The organism is Bradyrhizobium ganzhouense, from assembly GCF_049949285.1.
Classification (GTDB): domain Bacteria; phylum Pseudomonadota; class Alphaproteobacteria; order Rhizobiales; family Xanthobacteraceae; genus Bradyrhizobium; species Bradyrhizobium ganzhouense.
In genome coordinates this window covers 994136-1009134 of record NZ_CP181318.1, presented here as the reverse complement: position 1 = coordinate 1009134, position 14999 = coordinate 994136, and the positions used below count along the sequence as shown (strand labels likewise).

Genomic DNA, 14999 nt, shown 5'->3' with positions numbered 1-14999 from the left:
TCATGCTCCCATCGCGAGAGGCGATAAAGCCGCAAATTGTCAGGGAGGCATGATCGCCGTGAAGGAGCAATTCGCTCTGCGGAATTGTGATCGGCCTGGCTGGTTGTCCGCGTAGGCCGTGCATAGATCAACGGCGTCCCGCCCCCGAGAGATCACGCCATGGAACATCCGAAATACAAGATCGCCCTCATCGTCGGCGCCGGCGAAGGCCTGAGCGCCTCGCTGGCACGGCTGCTGTCCGCGCAAGGCATCCGCGTTGCCCTTGCCGCGCGCAAAATCGAAAAACTCGGCGCGCTCTGTAGCCAGACCGGTGCCAAGGCCTATGCCTGCAACGCCACCGAGCCAGAGGAGGTCGAACGCCTGTTCGGCCTGGTCGAGCGCGAGATCGGAACGCCCGACCTCGTCGTCTATAATGCCTCTGGCCGCGCGCGTGGCCCGTTCGTCGATCTCGTCCCGGCGGATGTCGCCAACGCGATCGCGGTCAGCGGGTATGGCGGCTTCCTGGTGGCGCAGCAGGCCGCCAGGCGCATGGTGCCAAACAAGCATGGCGCGATCCTGTTCACCGGCGCGTCGGCAAGCGTGAAGGGCTACGCGCAGTCCGCCCCGTTCGCGATGGGCAAGTTCGCGCTGCGCGGACTCGCACAGAGCATGGCGCGCGAATTGTCGCCGCAAGGCATCCATGTTGCGCATTTCGTCATCGACGGCGGCATCCGCAGCGCCGCGCGTACGGAAGCACCCGACAAGCCGGATTCGATGCTCGATCCCGACGCGATCGCTGAGAGCTACTGGAACGTCCTGCAGCAGCCGCGCAGCGCCTGGAGCTGGGAGCTCGAGCTGCGGCCGTGGGTGGAGAAGTTTTGAGCGCGACTGCCGTAGAGTGGGCAAAGGCGCGTAGCGCCGTGCCCACCCTCAATAACGAGAACAACAAATGGTGGGCACGCTTCGCGTTGCCCACCCTACAAGAGTAGGGAGCGACAATGACCACCGAAACCACCATCGACACCGGCACTAACGAACTCCTCTGCGTCATCCGCGACCGGGTCGCTGTCATCACGCTGAACCGGCCGGAGGCACGCAACGCGCTGTCGGACACGCTGACGCCGGCGCTGCGTACGATGATCCGGACCTGCGGCGAGAATCCCGATGTCGGTGCGCTGCTCATCACCGGCGCCGGCGAGGCGTTCTGCGCCGGCGGCAACGTCAAGGGCATGGGCGCGCATCGCGATCCCAAAAAGCTGGAGATGTCGCTCGAAGACCGCGTCGCCGATCTGCAGGAGCGGCAGCGGCTGCTCACCGGCGCGCTGGTGTCGGTGCGCAAGCCGACCATCGCCGCCCTTCCCGGCCCCGCGGTCGGCGCCGGGCTTGCTCTCGCCATGGCCTGTGATATCCGCATCGCCGCACAATCGGCCTTCGTCGCCACCGGCTATGCGCGCATCGCGCTCTCCGGCGATTACGGCATCGCCTGGTTGTTGACGCGCCTCGTCGGCACCGCCCGGGCACGCGAGCTGATGTTCACCGGCGACAAGGTTGATGCGGCACGCTGCGAGGCCATCGGCCTCGTCAACCGCGTCGTCCCCGACGACAAATTGCAGACCGAAGCCTTCGCCCTGGCAAAGTCACTCGCCGAAGGCCCGCGGCTTGCGCTGCGCTACATGAAGGACAATCTCGACGAAGCCCTGCTGTTCGATTTCGAGACCGCCCGCGACCACGAAGCCGAACGGCTGGTCCGCCTGACCACGACCGCCGATCACAAGGAAGCGGTGCAGGCCTTCATCGAGAAGCGGAAGGCCGTGTTTTCGGGGAGGTAGCAGATCGAAGATCGTTGACCGTCACCTTGAGGTGGCCGCTTCTTCAGCGGCCCTCGAAGGGCGACGGCCCGACTGTGGCTCCGGGAAAGCGAGTCGCAAGCAGCGGGGCCGTTCATCCTTCGAGGCTCATTCTGCGGAAGAGCGCAGAACGAGCGCCTCAGGATGACGGATCGTGCGTAAGGACAAAAAAATGCCCGGCTCTGAATGACCAGAACCGGGCTCGGAGTGGTGTCAGGCCGAGGCTGAGGGGCTATCGGCCTGACGGGAAAGTGCTGCGAGGCGCCAGCTGGCGCAGGGAATGTCCTTCGGCGCGACGTGGATCTCCTTGTCGAAACGCACCAGCTTCCAGTCGTCAGGATGATTGACGAAATCGAAGCCGGATTTGCGCGCGAGCGAGATCATGGTCTGGTTGGAGCGCAGCGTGTCGCCGAAGATGTGCTCGGCGCCAAGCGCGGCGGCCCGGCATTCGAGATTTCTCAATAGCGCGGTGGCGATGCCGTGACCCTGCCAGCGGTCGTCGACCGAGAGGCCGAATTCGAGCGTCGACGTCTCGACGTGGAAGGCGTAGCGCGCCTCGGCGACAATGGTCTCGAAGCCGTCAACCATCTTTGTCGCGACAACGGTAAAACGCTCGCGCGCTCCGACATCGAGGAATTCGCTCAGCAGGCCCTTCGGCAATTCACTGAGCGCGCCGAAGAAGCGGTTGTAGCGGGAGCGGGTCGAGAGCGAGCGGAAATAGTGCTGAAGCTCCTCGGTGTCGCGCGGCTCGATGAAGCGGACGTTGATTGCGTCGCCCTTCCGGGTGCGCAGCACGTCCGAATATTGCTTCAGGTCTTCCAGGCGGAGGGTGCTCATGACACGAGCCTCAAGAGGAAAAGGGACCGCCGGCGCCCCTGTGATCAGGCGGCGCCGGCCTGGCGGCCTATCAGGCCCGCCAGAAGGGTTTGTCGGCTTCGTACGCGACGTCGGTCCAGGACAGGCCAACGTCGTGAAGATCGCGGGCGGTCCAGTTGGTCAGTTCGCGACGGGTCCGGTAGCGCTCGTGCCAGACATGGAGCGTCTCGCCGATCTGGTAGAGCAGGCCGGGTGCATGATGATTTGTCATCGAATTGTCAGTACAGGTAGACATTTTCAGCTCCTCGAGCTAAATTTAGACCGAATATCCGCCTGCTCGCGTCCTTCGACAAACGACAATTTGTACCTCTTCGCATGAATTAAGCTCATGCATCATGCTGCCAAATGACTGCCAGATTGCCTTCCCTGAACGGATTGCGGGCGTTTGAGGCCGCAGCGCGCCATCTCAGCTTCACGCTGGCGGCGGGCGAGCTGAACGTGACGCAAACCGCAATCAGCCATCAGATCCGCCGGCTCGAGGAGGAGCTCGGCATCCGCCTGTTCATCCGGCAGAACCGCGCGCTGGCGCTGACGCCGGAGGCGCGCGATTACCTCCCCGGCGTCCGCGCCGCTTTCAACGACCTCCGCCTTGCGACCGACCGGCTGCTGCGCAAGGACGACGACAAGGTGCTGACGGTCTCGACGCTGGCCTCGCTCGCCGCAAAGTGGCTGCTGCCGCGGCTGACCGATTTTCAGGAGGCACATCCCGGCATCGACGTCCGCATTACCACCTCGACCAGCCTCGTCGATTTCCAGCGTGACAATGTCGACGCCGCGATCCGCTATGGCCGAGGCCAGTGGCCGGGCCTGCGCGCCGACTGGCTGATGGCGGACGAGTTGTTTCCGGTGTGCAGTCCATCGTTGCTGCGCTGCGACCAGCCACTACGCACGCCCGAGGACCTGAGGGATTACGTGCTGCTCCACACCAACAGCAGCGACGACTGGCGGCTCTGGCTGACGGCGGCGGGTCTGCCGACCGACATTTCGCGGCAACCCGGCGTCACCTTCGACATGACCTTCGTGACAGTTCAGGCGGCGATCGACGGCATGGGTGTGGCGATGGGCCGGACCTCCTACGTCAGCGACGACATCGCCAAGGGCCGGCTCGTGGTTCCCTTCAAGATCGCGCTGCCGGCCGATGCCGGCTTTTACCTGGTCTCGCCGGAGGGCCGCCGCGAAGCGCCCAAGCTTGCCGCGTTCCGCCAATGGATGATCGCTGCAACGCAGAATAAAGCCTGAAAAATCATCAGCTTCCGCAGCAAAATGGGTTGACTCGAAAGGCCCTGCGCGAGAGGGGTTAGGCAGATTGTCACAGCAACAATCTGTCGCCTTGCCGTGAAAATGAGTTCCGGTCCGGCCACGTCTTCCAGGGGAGCAACGTCAATGGCTGGACCAGCAGCATCAACCAATCCGCCCGCAATCAAGTCGCGCGTCGGCGCGATCCTGCGCGCAACCAGCGGCAATTTCCTCGAACAGTTCGACTTCTTCCTGTTCGGCTTCTATGCCGCCGCGATCGGCAAGGCGTTCTTCCCCTCCACCAACGAAACCGCATCGCTGCTCAACACCTTTGGCGTCTTCTGGCTTGGCGCGCTGATGCGCCCGGTCGGCGCGATCGTGCTCGGCGCCTATATCGACCGCATCGGCCGCCGTCAGGGCCTGATCGTCACGCTCGGTATCATGGCCATCGGCACGGTCGTGATCGCGTTCTGCCCGAGCTACGCCACGATCGGCATTGCAGCGCCCGTGATCGTGCTGATCGGACGCCTGCTGCAGGGCTTCTCCGCCGGCGTCGAGCTCGGCGGCGTGTCGGTCTATCTCGCGGAAATCTCGACGCCCGGCAATCGCGGCTTCTACACCTCGTTCCAGTCGTCGAGCCAGCAGGTCGCGATCTTCGTGGCGTCGATCCTCGGCTACATCCTGTCCGAGGTGATGCCGGCCGACACCGTTGCCGCCTGGGGCTGGCGCATTCCCTTCTTCGTCGGCTGCCTGATCATTCCCCTGATCTTCTTCCTGCGGCGCACGCTGGAGGAGACGCCGGCCTTCCTCGCGATGAAGAAGCACCCGACGGCGAGCGAGGTGTTCGCTTCCGCGCTTGCCAACTGGCGTATCGTCATTCTCGGCATGATGATCGCGATCCTGACCACCACGACGTTCTATTTCGTCACCGTCTACACGCCGACCTTCGGCAAGACCGTGCTGAAACTGTCGACGCAGGATGCGCTGCTGGTGACGCTGCTGGTCGCCGTCACGAACTTCATCTGGAATCCGGTTGGCGGCGCACTGTCCGACCGCATCGGCCGCAAGCCGGTGCTGCTCGCCATCGCCACATTGGCGCTGCTCACCGCCTATCCGGCGCTGAGCTGGCTGGTGGCAGCGCCGACCTTCGGCAAGCTGCTCGCGGTCGAGATGATGTTCTCGTTCTATTTCGGCATGTACAGCGGCACCATGCTCGGCGCACTGGTCGAGATCGTCCCGGCCCATGTGCGCACGACGTGCTTCTCGCTGGCCTTCGCGCTCGCCGCGGCATTGTTCGGCACGTTCACGCCGTTCGCTTCGACCTTGCTGATCGACTACACCGGCAACAAGGCTGCGCCTGGTCTTTGGCTGATGTTCGCGGCTGCGCTCGGCATCATCGCGGCGCTGGTCGTCTATCGCGGCGGCGGCAGGGCTGTGCCGACGTATGACACGGCAGCGGAGCCGGCGACGGGACATTGATCGTCATTCCGGGGCGCGACGAAGTCGCGAGCCCGGAATCCATTTCTCCCAGCATTGCTGACGCACGATGGATTCCGGGCTCGATGCTTCGCATCGCCCCGGAATGACAGTAGAGACTACAGCTCCACCACCACGTAATCGCTCTCGACCTTCACCGTGACAGTCTCGGCGACATACGGTCCCTTCACAACAGTCGCGCCCGGCTCGACATGAGCCTGATAGGCCTTCACGCGAAAGCGGCGGGGATCGCAATAGGACTGGCCGGTGCGGATATCGAACTCCCAGCCGTGCCAGGGACAGCGGATGATCTCGCCGAGTTTTGTATACTCGATCTCGCCGGGGTCACTGGATTGCGCGAGCCCGATCAGCGGCCCCTCGCACAGCGCCGCGCCTTGATGCGGGCAGCGGTTCATCAGGCCGAAATACTCGCCCTTGATGTTGAAGACCGCGATCGGCCGTCCCTCGATCTCCAGGAATTTTCGCGTGCCCGGCGGAAGCTCATCGACCGCGGCAATCACATGCCGCGCCATCAATTGATCCCGTACAGCTTCTTCGCGTTGCCAAGATAAAACGCCTCGCGATTGGCGTCGCTGACGCCCGCCGGCAGCACACGCGACGGCTCGTCATAGTCCCAATGCGGATAGTCGGTCGCGAACAGCAGACGATCCCAGCCGATCCAGTTGATGACGTCGAACAGATCCTCGCGCCGCTCCGGATCTTCCATCGGCTGTGTGGTCCACCACACCTGCTCGCGGATATACTCTGACGGAGGCCGTTTTACATGCGGCACTTCGCTCCTGAGCCGCTGCCAGGCCTTGTCGAGCCGCCACGCCAGCGACGGCGCCCAGCCGAAGCCGGCCTCGATCATCACCATCTTCAGCTTCGGGAAGCGCTCGAACACGCCTTCCAAGACCAGGCTCGCCAGCGCCGATTGCTGGCACTGCGAGTGTCCCACCATCTCCTCGATGTAATAGGACGGCCAGCCCGACGGTGTGATCGGGTTGCCGCCGAAGCCGAAGGCGTGGACGCCGACCGGAAGACCCGCCTCCTCCGCGGCCTGATAGATCGGCCAGTAGCGGCGCTGGCCGAGCGGCTCGACATTGCGGCTGAGCAGCAGTACCTGGACGAAATTCTTGTCGCCGGCACGTTCGCGGATCTCGGCAGCGGCCGACAGGCCGTCCTCATTGCCGACGACGATCGACGCCTTCAGCCGCTTGTCCTTGCTGGTCCATTTGTCGATCTGCCAGTCGTTGATCGCCGAGCAGAGCGCCGCCGAGAGCTCGTGATTGCGGATGCCCTGCCCGGAGTTGAGCGGATTGAGCACGCCCAGTTGCACATTATTGGGGTCGAGCAGTTGCTTCTGCATGAAAGACAGCGATGAGCCCTGCGGTCCGCCCTCCGGCGGATAGGCATCGCGGCGCGAGGCATTGGGCTGCGCCTTCGGATAGGGCGGGCCTTCCATCATGCCTTGATAGGCATGAACGCCGTAGATCTCGAGGTGATGCTGCCAGCGTTTGGCGAGATAGGGATAAAGCTCGGTCCGGGTCGCGCGCGCCGGATGGATGTCGCAGTCCGCAATCGCGGTCTTGGTCGTCGGGGGGGAAGCGGCCTCTAGGCTCTCGCGGAATTGGATATTCATCGCCTTGCCTCCTTTGGCAGCGCGCTCACGTCAGGCGGGGATAGGTTGCATGCGGATTGTCGATCATGATCTTGCGCACGAGATCGGGGGACAGACCTTGAGGCAGCGCGTCCAGGCCGTCGAACTGCCAGTGCGGATAGTCCGTGGAGAATAGGACCAATTCGTCGGACTGCATATGATCAAACAGGCGAATTAATGTCGCTTCGTCCGGCGGCGCATCAAATGGTTGTAACGAGAAGCGGATGTTGCTGCGCACAATTTCCAGCGGTGCGCGATCGACCCAGGGTGTCTCCATCCGCACCCCGCGCCAGAACTTGTGCAGGCGCCAGAGATAGGGCGAGATCCAGGAGACGCCGGATTCCAGCATCACCATCTTCAGCCGCGGATATTTCGCGAACACGCCCTCGACGATCAGGCTGGTAAGCTGGGCCTGGAAAGCCTGGGCCTGACCGACATAATCCTCGATGTGGTAGGAACCCCAGCCCACCGCGGTCGGCGGATTGTGATAGGCGGAACCGGCGTGGATCCCGACCGGGAGGTCGTGTCGTTCCGCCGCCTCGTAGATCGGCCACAGCGCGCGCTTGCCGAGCGGCGTGTCGCCCATCACCAGCATCAAAACCTGCACGAAGCGCTTGTCCTGGGCGCAGCGCTCGATCTCGGCAACGGCCTTCTCGACGCTTTGCGTCGGGATCACGATCGAGCCGCGCAGCCGGGAATCGCGGTCGAGCCATTCCTTCGCGAGCCATTGGTTCAGCGCGCCGCAGAACGCGGCCTGCAAATCTTCCGAAAACACCATCTGCACGCCGTAAAGCGGGTTGCAGATGGCGTGCGTGAGCTGGAAGGGATCGAGCACATGGCGCTGCATGTCCTCCAGGCTCTCGCCCGGCTTGCCAGTCTCGGGGCGCCAATCGGGCCGCGCCACGATCGGCGAGTTCTTCGGATAGGATTGCGAGACGAGATCGACCATGCCGCGCGTCGTCACCTGATCGCGCCAATAGTCGTTCAGGTACGGCAGCAGGCTGGTCAGATGCGGCACGGCCGGATGCACGTCGCAATCCACCCCGCCGGCGATCAGGGACGCCATGACGTCTCTCTTCTCACGTTTCCTCGTCGTGTCTTGTCGCGGGCGGCCCTTGGCCGCTTCGTCTTGTCTACCATTCAAGCAGGCCTGCCCTCCGCCCGCAACTCGGCCAAGGCTTCTGTCATATGCTAGGAAGGCTGAGCTCAGTTGCGAAGGAATGAGGGGTGATCGAGATGAAAGAGCTCGTCGGCATTGCGGAACAGGTCGCGGCAAAACTGATCGCGCGCAAGCAGACCATTGCGGTCGCGGAATCCTCGACCGGCGGCCTGGTCGCGGCGAGCCTGCTCGCGGTGCCCGGCGCCTCCGCCTATTTCCTCGGCGGCGCGGTGGTCTACACCCGCGACGCCAGGCGTGTGCTGATGGATATTTCGGACGAAGGAATGAAGGGCTTTCGCTCCTCCTCGGAGCCCTACGCGAAACTGCTGGCCGAACAGATGCGCGGCCGTTTCAACTCCGACTGGGGCCTGTCCGAGACCGGCGCAGCCGGCCCGACCGGCAACCGTTACGGCGACGCCGCCGGCCATAGCTGCATGGCGGTGGCGGGGCCCGCGGCCGAGGTGATGACGCTGGAGACGGGCAGTCACGACCGGTTCGCCAACATGCAGGTGTTCGCGGCGACGGCGCTGAAGTTGCTGTTGAAGAAGCTGGAGGGGTAGCCGCAGCACTCCTCGAAGGAGAGCGAAAGCTTTCACCTCAACTTCAGTGTCGTCCTGGCGAAAGCCAGGACGACACTGGGGCACTATCTTCCCAAATGCCGCGTAAAAATCCGTACCACGTAGCCCCTGAATCGCGGCGCCTCGTCGTAGAGGTCTGAGGCGAGACGCTCGATGGTCTCACGCAGGGACAGGAACTGCGCCTGGCGCGCGCTGCTTTCGGTGCCCTGCATGCCGGCAAGCTCGTCCATCGCGGCGTCGCTGATTTGACACTGCACGACCTCGTCCTCACACATCATCGTGAAGCGGAAGGCCAGCCGTTCAAGGTCATGGCCGATGATCTTGTCGCGCGCCAGCGGCATCCCATTGTCCCGTTCGCACCCCCGAACGGGACAATGCAAAAAATCTGGCGGCTTGTCACCTTGGCCGCAAGACGAGCTGCGGCCCGCTAATAGGCGAGCGCAGTCCCGGTCGGCTTCTCCAGCGCCGCGGCCAGCGATTTGTACTCCTCGCAATCCGTCCCGCAGATGGCTGCAATTCGGCTGAGATGATAGAGCGCCTGCTCGCGGTTACCCCGCTCGAGCTGCCACAGCCCGTAATACTGCCATGTCAGAACGTGGTTCGGATCCGCCTTCAGTGCACGCTCGTACCAGACCTGCGATTGCTCGTAGTCGCCGAGCTTGCGGTAGGAGTAGCCGATAAGGTTGGCCACGTTCGGATGGTCGTCATGGCCAAGCGACTTCAACTGCGCGATCGCGGTCGCATAGTCGTTGCGCTCGTAGATGGTGTCATAGGCCGTCCGGTAGCCGGCCGCAAATGCGGGATCGTCGATACTGGACTGGTTGTTGGGCTTCTTGTTCTTTTGCGTGGCCTTCGTTCCCGAGCGCTTCGGATAGGTCGGTTGGGCCGTGCTCGGAGCTGAATAGGTACTCGCAAAAGGATCGATGCCGCCACCTCCGCCACCGCCTCCACCACCACCGCCGCCTCCACCCGCTGCAAACGCCGGCAAGCTCAATAATGCTGCCGCAAATGTCCCCAGCGTGACGAGCCTGATCATCCTCGTGAACATCTCCATCTCCTGTGCGATTTCAAGCGGCCCCGGACCAATTGATAACCCTGCCTCGGCATCAATATTCCGGGACGCTGTGCGCACAGAGACGTCAGCGTTCGTACGACAGTTCTGTTGTCCTTTACTGAAACGCGACTTCGGCAAAGCTGCGCAGCTTGCGCGAATGCAGCCGCTCCGATTCCTGCTGCTTGAGCCGCTCCAGCGCCTTCAGGCCAATCTCCAGATGCTGGCCGACCCGGCGGCGGTAGAATTCGCTGGCCATGCCGGCGAGCTTGATCTCGCCATGCAGTGGCTTGTCGGAGACGCAGAGCAAAGTGCCATAGGGCACGCGGAAGCGGTAACCGTTGGCGGCGATCGCGGCCGATTCCATGTCGAGCGCGACTGCGCGCGATTGTGACATGCGGCGAATGACTTCGGGCCCGGAGATCTCCCAGTTGCGGTTATCGACGCTGGCGACCGTCCCCGTGCGCATCAGGCGCTTGAGCTCGAAACCTTCGAGACCCGTGACGTCCTCGACCGCCTGCTCCAGCGCGACCTGCATTTCGGCCAGCGCCGGGATCGGCACCCATAGCGGCAGCTCGCGATCGAGCACGTGGTCCTCGCGCACATAGCCGTGCGCGAGCACGTAGTCGCCGAGCCGCTGCGTGTTGCGCAAGCCGGCGCAATGCCCGAGCATCAGCCAGGCATGCGGCCGCAGCACCGCAACGTGATCGGTGACGTTGCGCGCGTTGGACGGACCGGTGCCGATATTGATCAGGGTGATGCCGCGGTAGCCGGGCATGACCAGATGGAACGCCGGCATCTGCGGAATACGCGTGGGCGCGTCGCCAATCGTCGCGCCTCCGCTGCGCGTGATGACGTTGCCGGGCGCGACGAAAGCTTCGAGACCAGCCTCACCTGACTGAAGCCGCTGCTGACACATCTGCGCGAAGGCATCGACGTAGAACTGGTAGTTGGTGAAAATGACAAAGTTCTGGAAATGCTCGGGATCGGTGCCGGTGTAGTGATAGAGCCGGCGCAGCGAGTAGTCGACGCGGGCTGCGCGAAACAGCGACAGCGGCTCGGGTGCGCCCGGGCGAAGCTCGAACGTGCCGTCGGCGATCGAGTCGTCCATGGTGGCCAAATCAGGCACGTCGAACGCATCGCGCAGCGAGCGCGTGACGGGCGAATTCTCGCTGGTGCTGATGGCGGCTTCAATGTTGATGTCGCGGCGATAGGCAAAGTGGATCGGGATCCGCTCGGTGGACTCGCCGATCTCGACGGGCACACCGTGGTTCTGGATCAGGAGGCCGATCTGCTCGGTGAGATAGGCGCGGAACAGATCCGGCCGCGTCACGCTGGTCTCGTGCACGCCGGGCCCCGCGACGAAGCCATAGGCGAGACGCGAATCCAGCCGTGCATGGGTCGCGGTGGTGAGGCGGACGAAGGGATAATAGGCCCGCACCCGCGTCGTGATCGCCTCACCTGAGACATAGGCTTCGAACCGGTCGCGCAGGAACTTTGTGTTGCGCTCGTAGATTTCTTCGAGACGGGCGACGGCGAGGCCAGCGTCGGTGAAGGATTTTGTGGCGATGGAGGGTGGAGATTGCATTGTTCGACCGCCGGGTTGTTGGGGCTTGAGTCGAACTATAGCAAAGAAAAAAGTGCCGTAGGGTGGGCAAAGCGACTTGTCCGCCGTAGCTCGAAGAGCGAAGGCGGAAGCGTGCCCACGATCTTCGTCGTCTTGCAGGGAATAGTGGGCACGGCGCCTCGCCTTTGCCCAACCTGCGAGATCGCGTCTGCCGATCGAGATCCCGGATGCACGCTAAGCGCGCTCCGGGATGACGCGCTTTCGCGCGTCACTTCTCCCGGAAGGCCCGCATGAACTGGTCGTGCAGCGGCTTCAACAGGTATGACAGCATGGTGCGGTCGCCGGTCTGGACGAAAGCTTCCACCGGCATGCCGGGGATCAGCTTGGAGTCGCCGAGCTTGGCGACCTCTTCCGCCGACAGCGAGACGCGGATGGTATAGTAGCTCTGGCCCGTGCGCTGGTCGGTGGTGACGTCGGGCGAGACGCGGCTGACGACGCCGGTGAGCTCGGGCGTGGTACGTTGGTTGAAGGCGGAGAGGCGCAGCAGCGTCTTCTGGCCGATCTGGAGCTTGTCGATATCGACCGGATTGACCTTGGCCTCGACCTGGAGGTCGTCGGCCTGCGGCACGATCAGCATGAGCGCATCGCCGGCAGTAACGACGCCGCCGACGGTATGCACCGTCGATTGCAGCACCATGCCGTCCTGCGGCGCGCGGATGTCGACGCGACGGAGCTGGTCCTCGGCCGCGACCTTGCGCTCGATCAGCTCGCCGCTCTTGTCGTTGGTCTCGCGCAGATCCTTGGAGACCTCGCTCACCATGTCCTTGTCGACCTGGATGATCTGAAGCTCGGTCTCGGTGATCTTGCCCTTGGCCTGCGCCCGCGAGGCGATGTACTGCGCGCGCTCGCCGTTGAGGCGGGCGGAGTCGCGCTCGAGCGTGGTCAGACGCGAGATCTGCACCAGGTGCTTGTCATAGAGATCGCGAACGCCGATGAGCTCCTGCTGCACCAGCGCGATCTCCTTGTCCTTGGCTTTCTCCTGCGCGGAGAGCCCTTCAATTTCCTCGTTGAGCTGCTGGATGCGCTCCCGCAGCTGCGCCTTCTGGCCGGCCCGGCCGTTGACCCGGACGTCGAACAGCTTGGTTTCGGCAGAGAGCAGCGCCTTGACGTCGGGATCGTCGCCGCGATCGAGCAGCGATGCCGGAAATTCAATCTTGTCGAGACCGCGCTGCTCGGCCTGGAGGCGCGCCGCACGTGCCTGCGCGGCGTCGAGATTCTTGGTGACGATGGCGAGGTTGGCCTTGGTGACGGTGTCGTCGAGCCGCACCACGATGTCGCCGGCCTTGACCACGTCGCCGTCGCGGGCGCGCACCTCGCCGACCACGCCGCCGGTCGGGTGCTGCACCTTCTTGACGTTGGATTCGACCACGATCTGGCCCGGCGCGATCAGCGCGCCGGAGATCAGCACCGTCGAGGCCCAGCCGCCGAGGCCAAGACCCAGCACCAGCACAATCGAGATTCCGAGGATCAGGTGAAAGCGGATCGACTCCCGCACCGTCCTTTTCGCGGCGGGCTTCGTGCCACCAACCGTCATCGTGCTCATGGTTTGGCCACTCCGCCTTCGCTGACGATCTTGATCGGCGCCGGCGGCGCGACGCGGGGCTGGAGCACCTGGGCGAGCACTTGCTCCTTCGGACCGAAGGCCTGCATACGGCCGTCGCGCAGCACCAGGATCTGATCGACCGCCTCGACGCCGATCGGCCGGTGCGCCACCACGATGACGATGGCGCCGCGCTCGCGCGCGCTGCGGATCGCGCGGGTCAGCGCCTCGTCGCCTTCGGTATCGAGATTGGAGTTGGGCTCGTCCAGCACGATCAGGAACGGCTTGCCGTAGAGCGCGCGCGCCAGCGCCACACGCTGCGCCTGGCCTGCAGACAGCGACGTGCCCTGCTCGCCGACCTGCGTGTTGTAGCCCTCGCGCATCTTGATGATCATCTCATGCACGCCGGCTTCCTTGGCCGCGGAGATGATGGCGTCGGAGGTCGCCTCCGGATCAAAACGACTGATGTTCTGCGCGATGGTGCCGCCGAACAGCTCGACGTCCTGCGGCAGATAGCCGATGTGGCGGCCGAGCACGTCACTCGACCATTGGTCGAGCGCCGCGCCGTCGAGCCGGACCTTGCCGCGGACCGGATACCAGACGCCGACCAGTGCGCGGATCAGCGAGGATTTGCCGGAACCGCTCGGCCCGATCACGCCGAGGCCGTTGCCGGCTTCGAGCACAAAATTGACGTCCTGCACGATGAGGCGCTGGTCGCCCGGCGCCACCATGGCGACGCCTTCGACCGAGAGGCGGCTGGTGGGCGCCTGCAACTGGGTCGGCATCGCCTGCGCCGGCATCTGTTCCAGCAGCCGGCTGAGGCGGTGCCAGCTCTGGCGCGCCGCGACGAAGGATTTCCAATGCGCGATCGCGAGGTCGACCGGCGCCAGTGCGCGGGCCGAGAGGATCGAACCCGCGATGATGATGCCGGCGGTCGCCTCCTGGTGGATGACGAGATAGGCGCCGACCGCGAGCACCGCCGATTGCAGCATCATGCGCAGCACCTTTGCGACCGCGCCGAGGCCGCCGGCGACGTCGCTCGCGCGCTGATTGCCGGCGAGGTATTTTTCGTTGGCCTCGCTCCAGCGCGCGTTCAGCCGGCCGGCCATGCCCATCGACACCAGCACCTCGGCGTTGCGGCGGCTGGACTGGGCGAGATCGTTGCGCTGAGCGGCAAGGCCCATCGCTTCCTTTGCGGGCTGGCGGGACAGGAACTCGGTGACCAGGGTCAAGCCGACCAGGATGATGGCGCCGACCAAAGCGGTCACGCCGATCATGACATGGAAGGCGAAGCAGATGGCGAGATAGAGCGGCAGCCAGGGCAGGTCGAAGAACGCACTCGGGCCCATGCCGCCGAGGAACGAGCGGACATTGTCGAGGTCGCGCAGCGGCTGCAGCCCCTCGTTGCGGTTGCCGACCAAGAGCGGCAGGCGAACGATGGTGTCGAACACGCGCTTGTTCAGGGCTTCGTCGAGCGCGGTGCCCACCCGTCCCAGGATGCGGCTGCGGATCATGTCGAGCACGCCCTGCGCCATATAAAGGCCGCTGGCGAGGACGATCAGGCCGACGAGGGTCGGAATGCTGCGGCTCGGCAGCACCCGGTCGTAGACCTCCAGCATGAAGATCGACCCGGTCAGATAGAGCAGGTTGATCATGCAGCTCATGAAGCCGACGCCGACGAACGCCGTGCGGCAGGCACGCAGCGCGTCACTGAGCTCTGAACGGCGGAGGCCGGGAACGGCTGCCATCAGTCTGATCTCTTTCGGGTAAGGGGCAAAACCCCTGATTGCCAAGGCAAATGGAGGCGTACTCGCCCCGGATTAATATCGGGTTCTTCCCGTGTGCAACGCAACCGAATTAATCCGGGCCCTCGTCACATCTACCGCGGACAGCCCGATCCGCAAGTCCGGTATTTCACAGTCTTTGCGGCTTTTTATAGCAACAAGCGCCTCTCCCCCAGGTCACGGGGG

At 64.1% G+C, this 14999-nt stretch carries 15 protein-coding genes; 5 read left to right on the top strand and 10 right to left on the bottom strand.

The genetic code is table 11. The features are described 5' to 3' along the window. Nucleotides 1-159 precede the first annotated feature (159 nt). Together ACLFLU_RS04665 and ACLFLU_RS04660 are read left to right on the top strand one after the other, a co-directional pair. Nucleotides 160-861, top strand: a complete 702-nt coding sequence (locus ACLFLU_RS04665) for an SDR family NAD(P)-dependent oxidoreductase (protein WP_426411166.1) — start codon at nucleotides 160-162, stop codon at nucleotides 859-861. Nucleotides 862-977: 116 nt separating this feature from the next. Then, complete coding sequence (locus ACLFLU_RS04660) at nucleotides 978-1808, top strand: enoyl-CoA hydratase (protein WP_426411165.1); 831 nt, start codon at nucleotides 978-980, stop codon at nucleotides 1806-1808. Between the two features lie 231 nt (nucleotides 1809-2039). On the opposite strand, the gene ACLFLU_RS04655 is transcribed toward ACLFLU_RS04660, so the two are convergent. Beyond that, entirely contained in the window at nucleotides 2040-2663 is a 624-nt protein-coding gene (locus tag ACLFLU_RS04655) for an N-acetyltransferase family protein (RefSeq protein WP_426411164.1), read from the bottom strand. Between the two features lie 70 nt (nucleotides 2664-2733). Continuing rightward, nucleotides 2734-2937 carry a DUF1127 domain-containing protein gene (locus ACLFLU_RS04650; protein WP_254134788.1) on the bottom strand — a complete coding sequence of 68 codons (204 nt, stop codon included), beginning with the start codon at nucleotides 2935-2937 and terminating at the stop codon, nucleotides 2734-2736. Between the two features lie 110 nt (nucleotides 2938-3047). On the opposite strand from ACLFLU_RS04650, the gene ACLFLU_RS04645 reads away from it, so the two are divergent. Both ACLFLU_RS04645 and ACLFLU_RS04640 read left to right on the top strand, forming a co-directional pair. After that, entirely contained in the window at nucleotides 3048-3941 is an 894-nt protein-coding gene (locus ACLFLU_RS04645; RefSeq protein ID WP_426411163.1) for a transcriptional regulator GcvA, read from the top strand. Nucleotides 3942-4085: 144 nt separating this feature from the next. After that, a complete protein-coding gene (locus ACLFLU_RS04640; RefSeq protein WP_426411162.1) occupies nucleotides 4086-5417 on the top strand; it encodes an MFS transporter in 1332 nt (443 codons plus the stop codon). 116 nt (nucleotides 5418-5533) lie between these two features. On the opposite strand, the gene ACLFLU_RS04635 is transcribed toward ACLFLU_RS04640, so the two are convergent. Genes ACLFLU_RS04635 through ACLFLU_RS04625 form a run of 3 tightly spaced genes read right to left on the bottom strand, consistent with a single transcriptional unit; the run spans nucleotide 5534 to nucleotide 8140 of the window. Next, complete coding sequence (locus ACLFLU_RS04635; protein WP_426411161.1) at nucleotides 5534-5947, bottom strand: Rieske (2Fe-2S) protein; 414 nt, start codon at nucleotides 5945-5947, stop codon at nucleotides 5534-5536. Continuing rightward, on the bottom strand, nucleotides 5947-7056 hold the full coding sequence (locus ACLFLU_RS04630; RefSeq protein WP_426411160.1) for an amidohydrolase family protein: 1110 nt from the start codon (nucleotides 7054-7056) through the stop codon (nucleotides 5947-5949). The genes ACLFLU_RS04635 and ACLFLU_RS04630 overlap by 1 nt, the downstream gene beginning before the upstream one ends. A 25-nt stretch (nucleotides 7057-7081) precedes the next feature. Continuing rightward, nucleotides 7082-8140, bottom strand: coding sequence for an amidohydrolase family protein (locus tag ACLFLU_RS04625; protein ID WP_426411159.1), 1059 nt, complete (start codon nucleotides 8138-8140; stop codon nucleotides 7082-7084). Nucleotides 8141-8310: 170 nt separating this feature from the next. On the opposite strand from ACLFLU_RS04625, the gene ACLFLU_RS04620 reads away from it, so the two are divergent. Beyond that, the gene (locus ACLFLU_RS04620) at nucleotides 8311-8793 is read left to right on the top strand and encodes a CinA family protein (protein WP_426414220.1); all 483 of its coding nucleotides are present in this window, start codon (nucleotides 8311-8313) and stop codon (nucleotides 8791-8793) included. 83 nt (nucleotides 8794-8876) lie between these two features. On the opposite strand, the gene ACLFLU_RS04615 is transcribed toward ACLFLU_RS04620, so the two are convergent. The 5 genes from ACLFLU_RS04615 to ACLFLU_RS04595 all read right to left on the bottom strand — a co-directional run bounded on the left by ACLFLU_RS04615 (nucleotide 8877) and on the right by ACLFLU_RS04595 (nucleotide 14777). Beyond that, on the bottom strand, nucleotides 8877-9152 hold the full coding sequence (locus ACLFLU_RS04615) for a DUF1488 family protein (protein ID WP_426411158.1): 276 nt from the start codon (nucleotides 9150-9152) through the stop codon (nucleotides 8877-8879). An 86-nt stretch (nucleotides 9153-9238) separates the two neighbouring features. Next, a complete protein-coding gene (locus ACLFLU_RS04610; protein ID WP_426411157.1) occupies nucleotides 9239-9859 on the bottom strand; it encodes a tetratricopeptide repeat protein in 621 nt (206 codons plus the stop codon). 121 nt (nucleotides 9860-9980) lie between these two features. Then, nucleotides 9981-11450, bottom strand: coding sequence for an AMP nucleosidase (locus tag ACLFLU_RS04605; RefSeq protein WP_426411156.1), 1470 nt, complete (start codon nucleotides 11448-11450; stop codon nucleotides 9981-9983). Between the two features lie 247 nt (nucleotides 11451-11697). Then, on the bottom strand, nucleotides 11698-13032 hold the full coding sequence (locus tag ACLFLU_RS04600; protein WP_426411155.1) for an HlyD family type I secretion periplasmic adaptor subunit: 1335 nt from the start codon (nucleotides 13030-13032) through the stop codon (nucleotides 11698-11700). Next, nucleotides 13029-14777: a type I secretion system permease/ATPase gene (locus tag ACLFLU_RS04595; RefSeq protein ID WP_426411154.1), complete on the bottom strand. Its 1749-nt coding sequence runs from the start codon at nucleotides 14775-14777 to the stop codon at nucleotides 13029-13031. Before ACLFLU_RS04595 ends, ACLFLU_RS04600 begins: the two co-directional genes overlap by 4 nt. Nucleotides 14778-14999 lie beyond the last annotated feature (222 nt).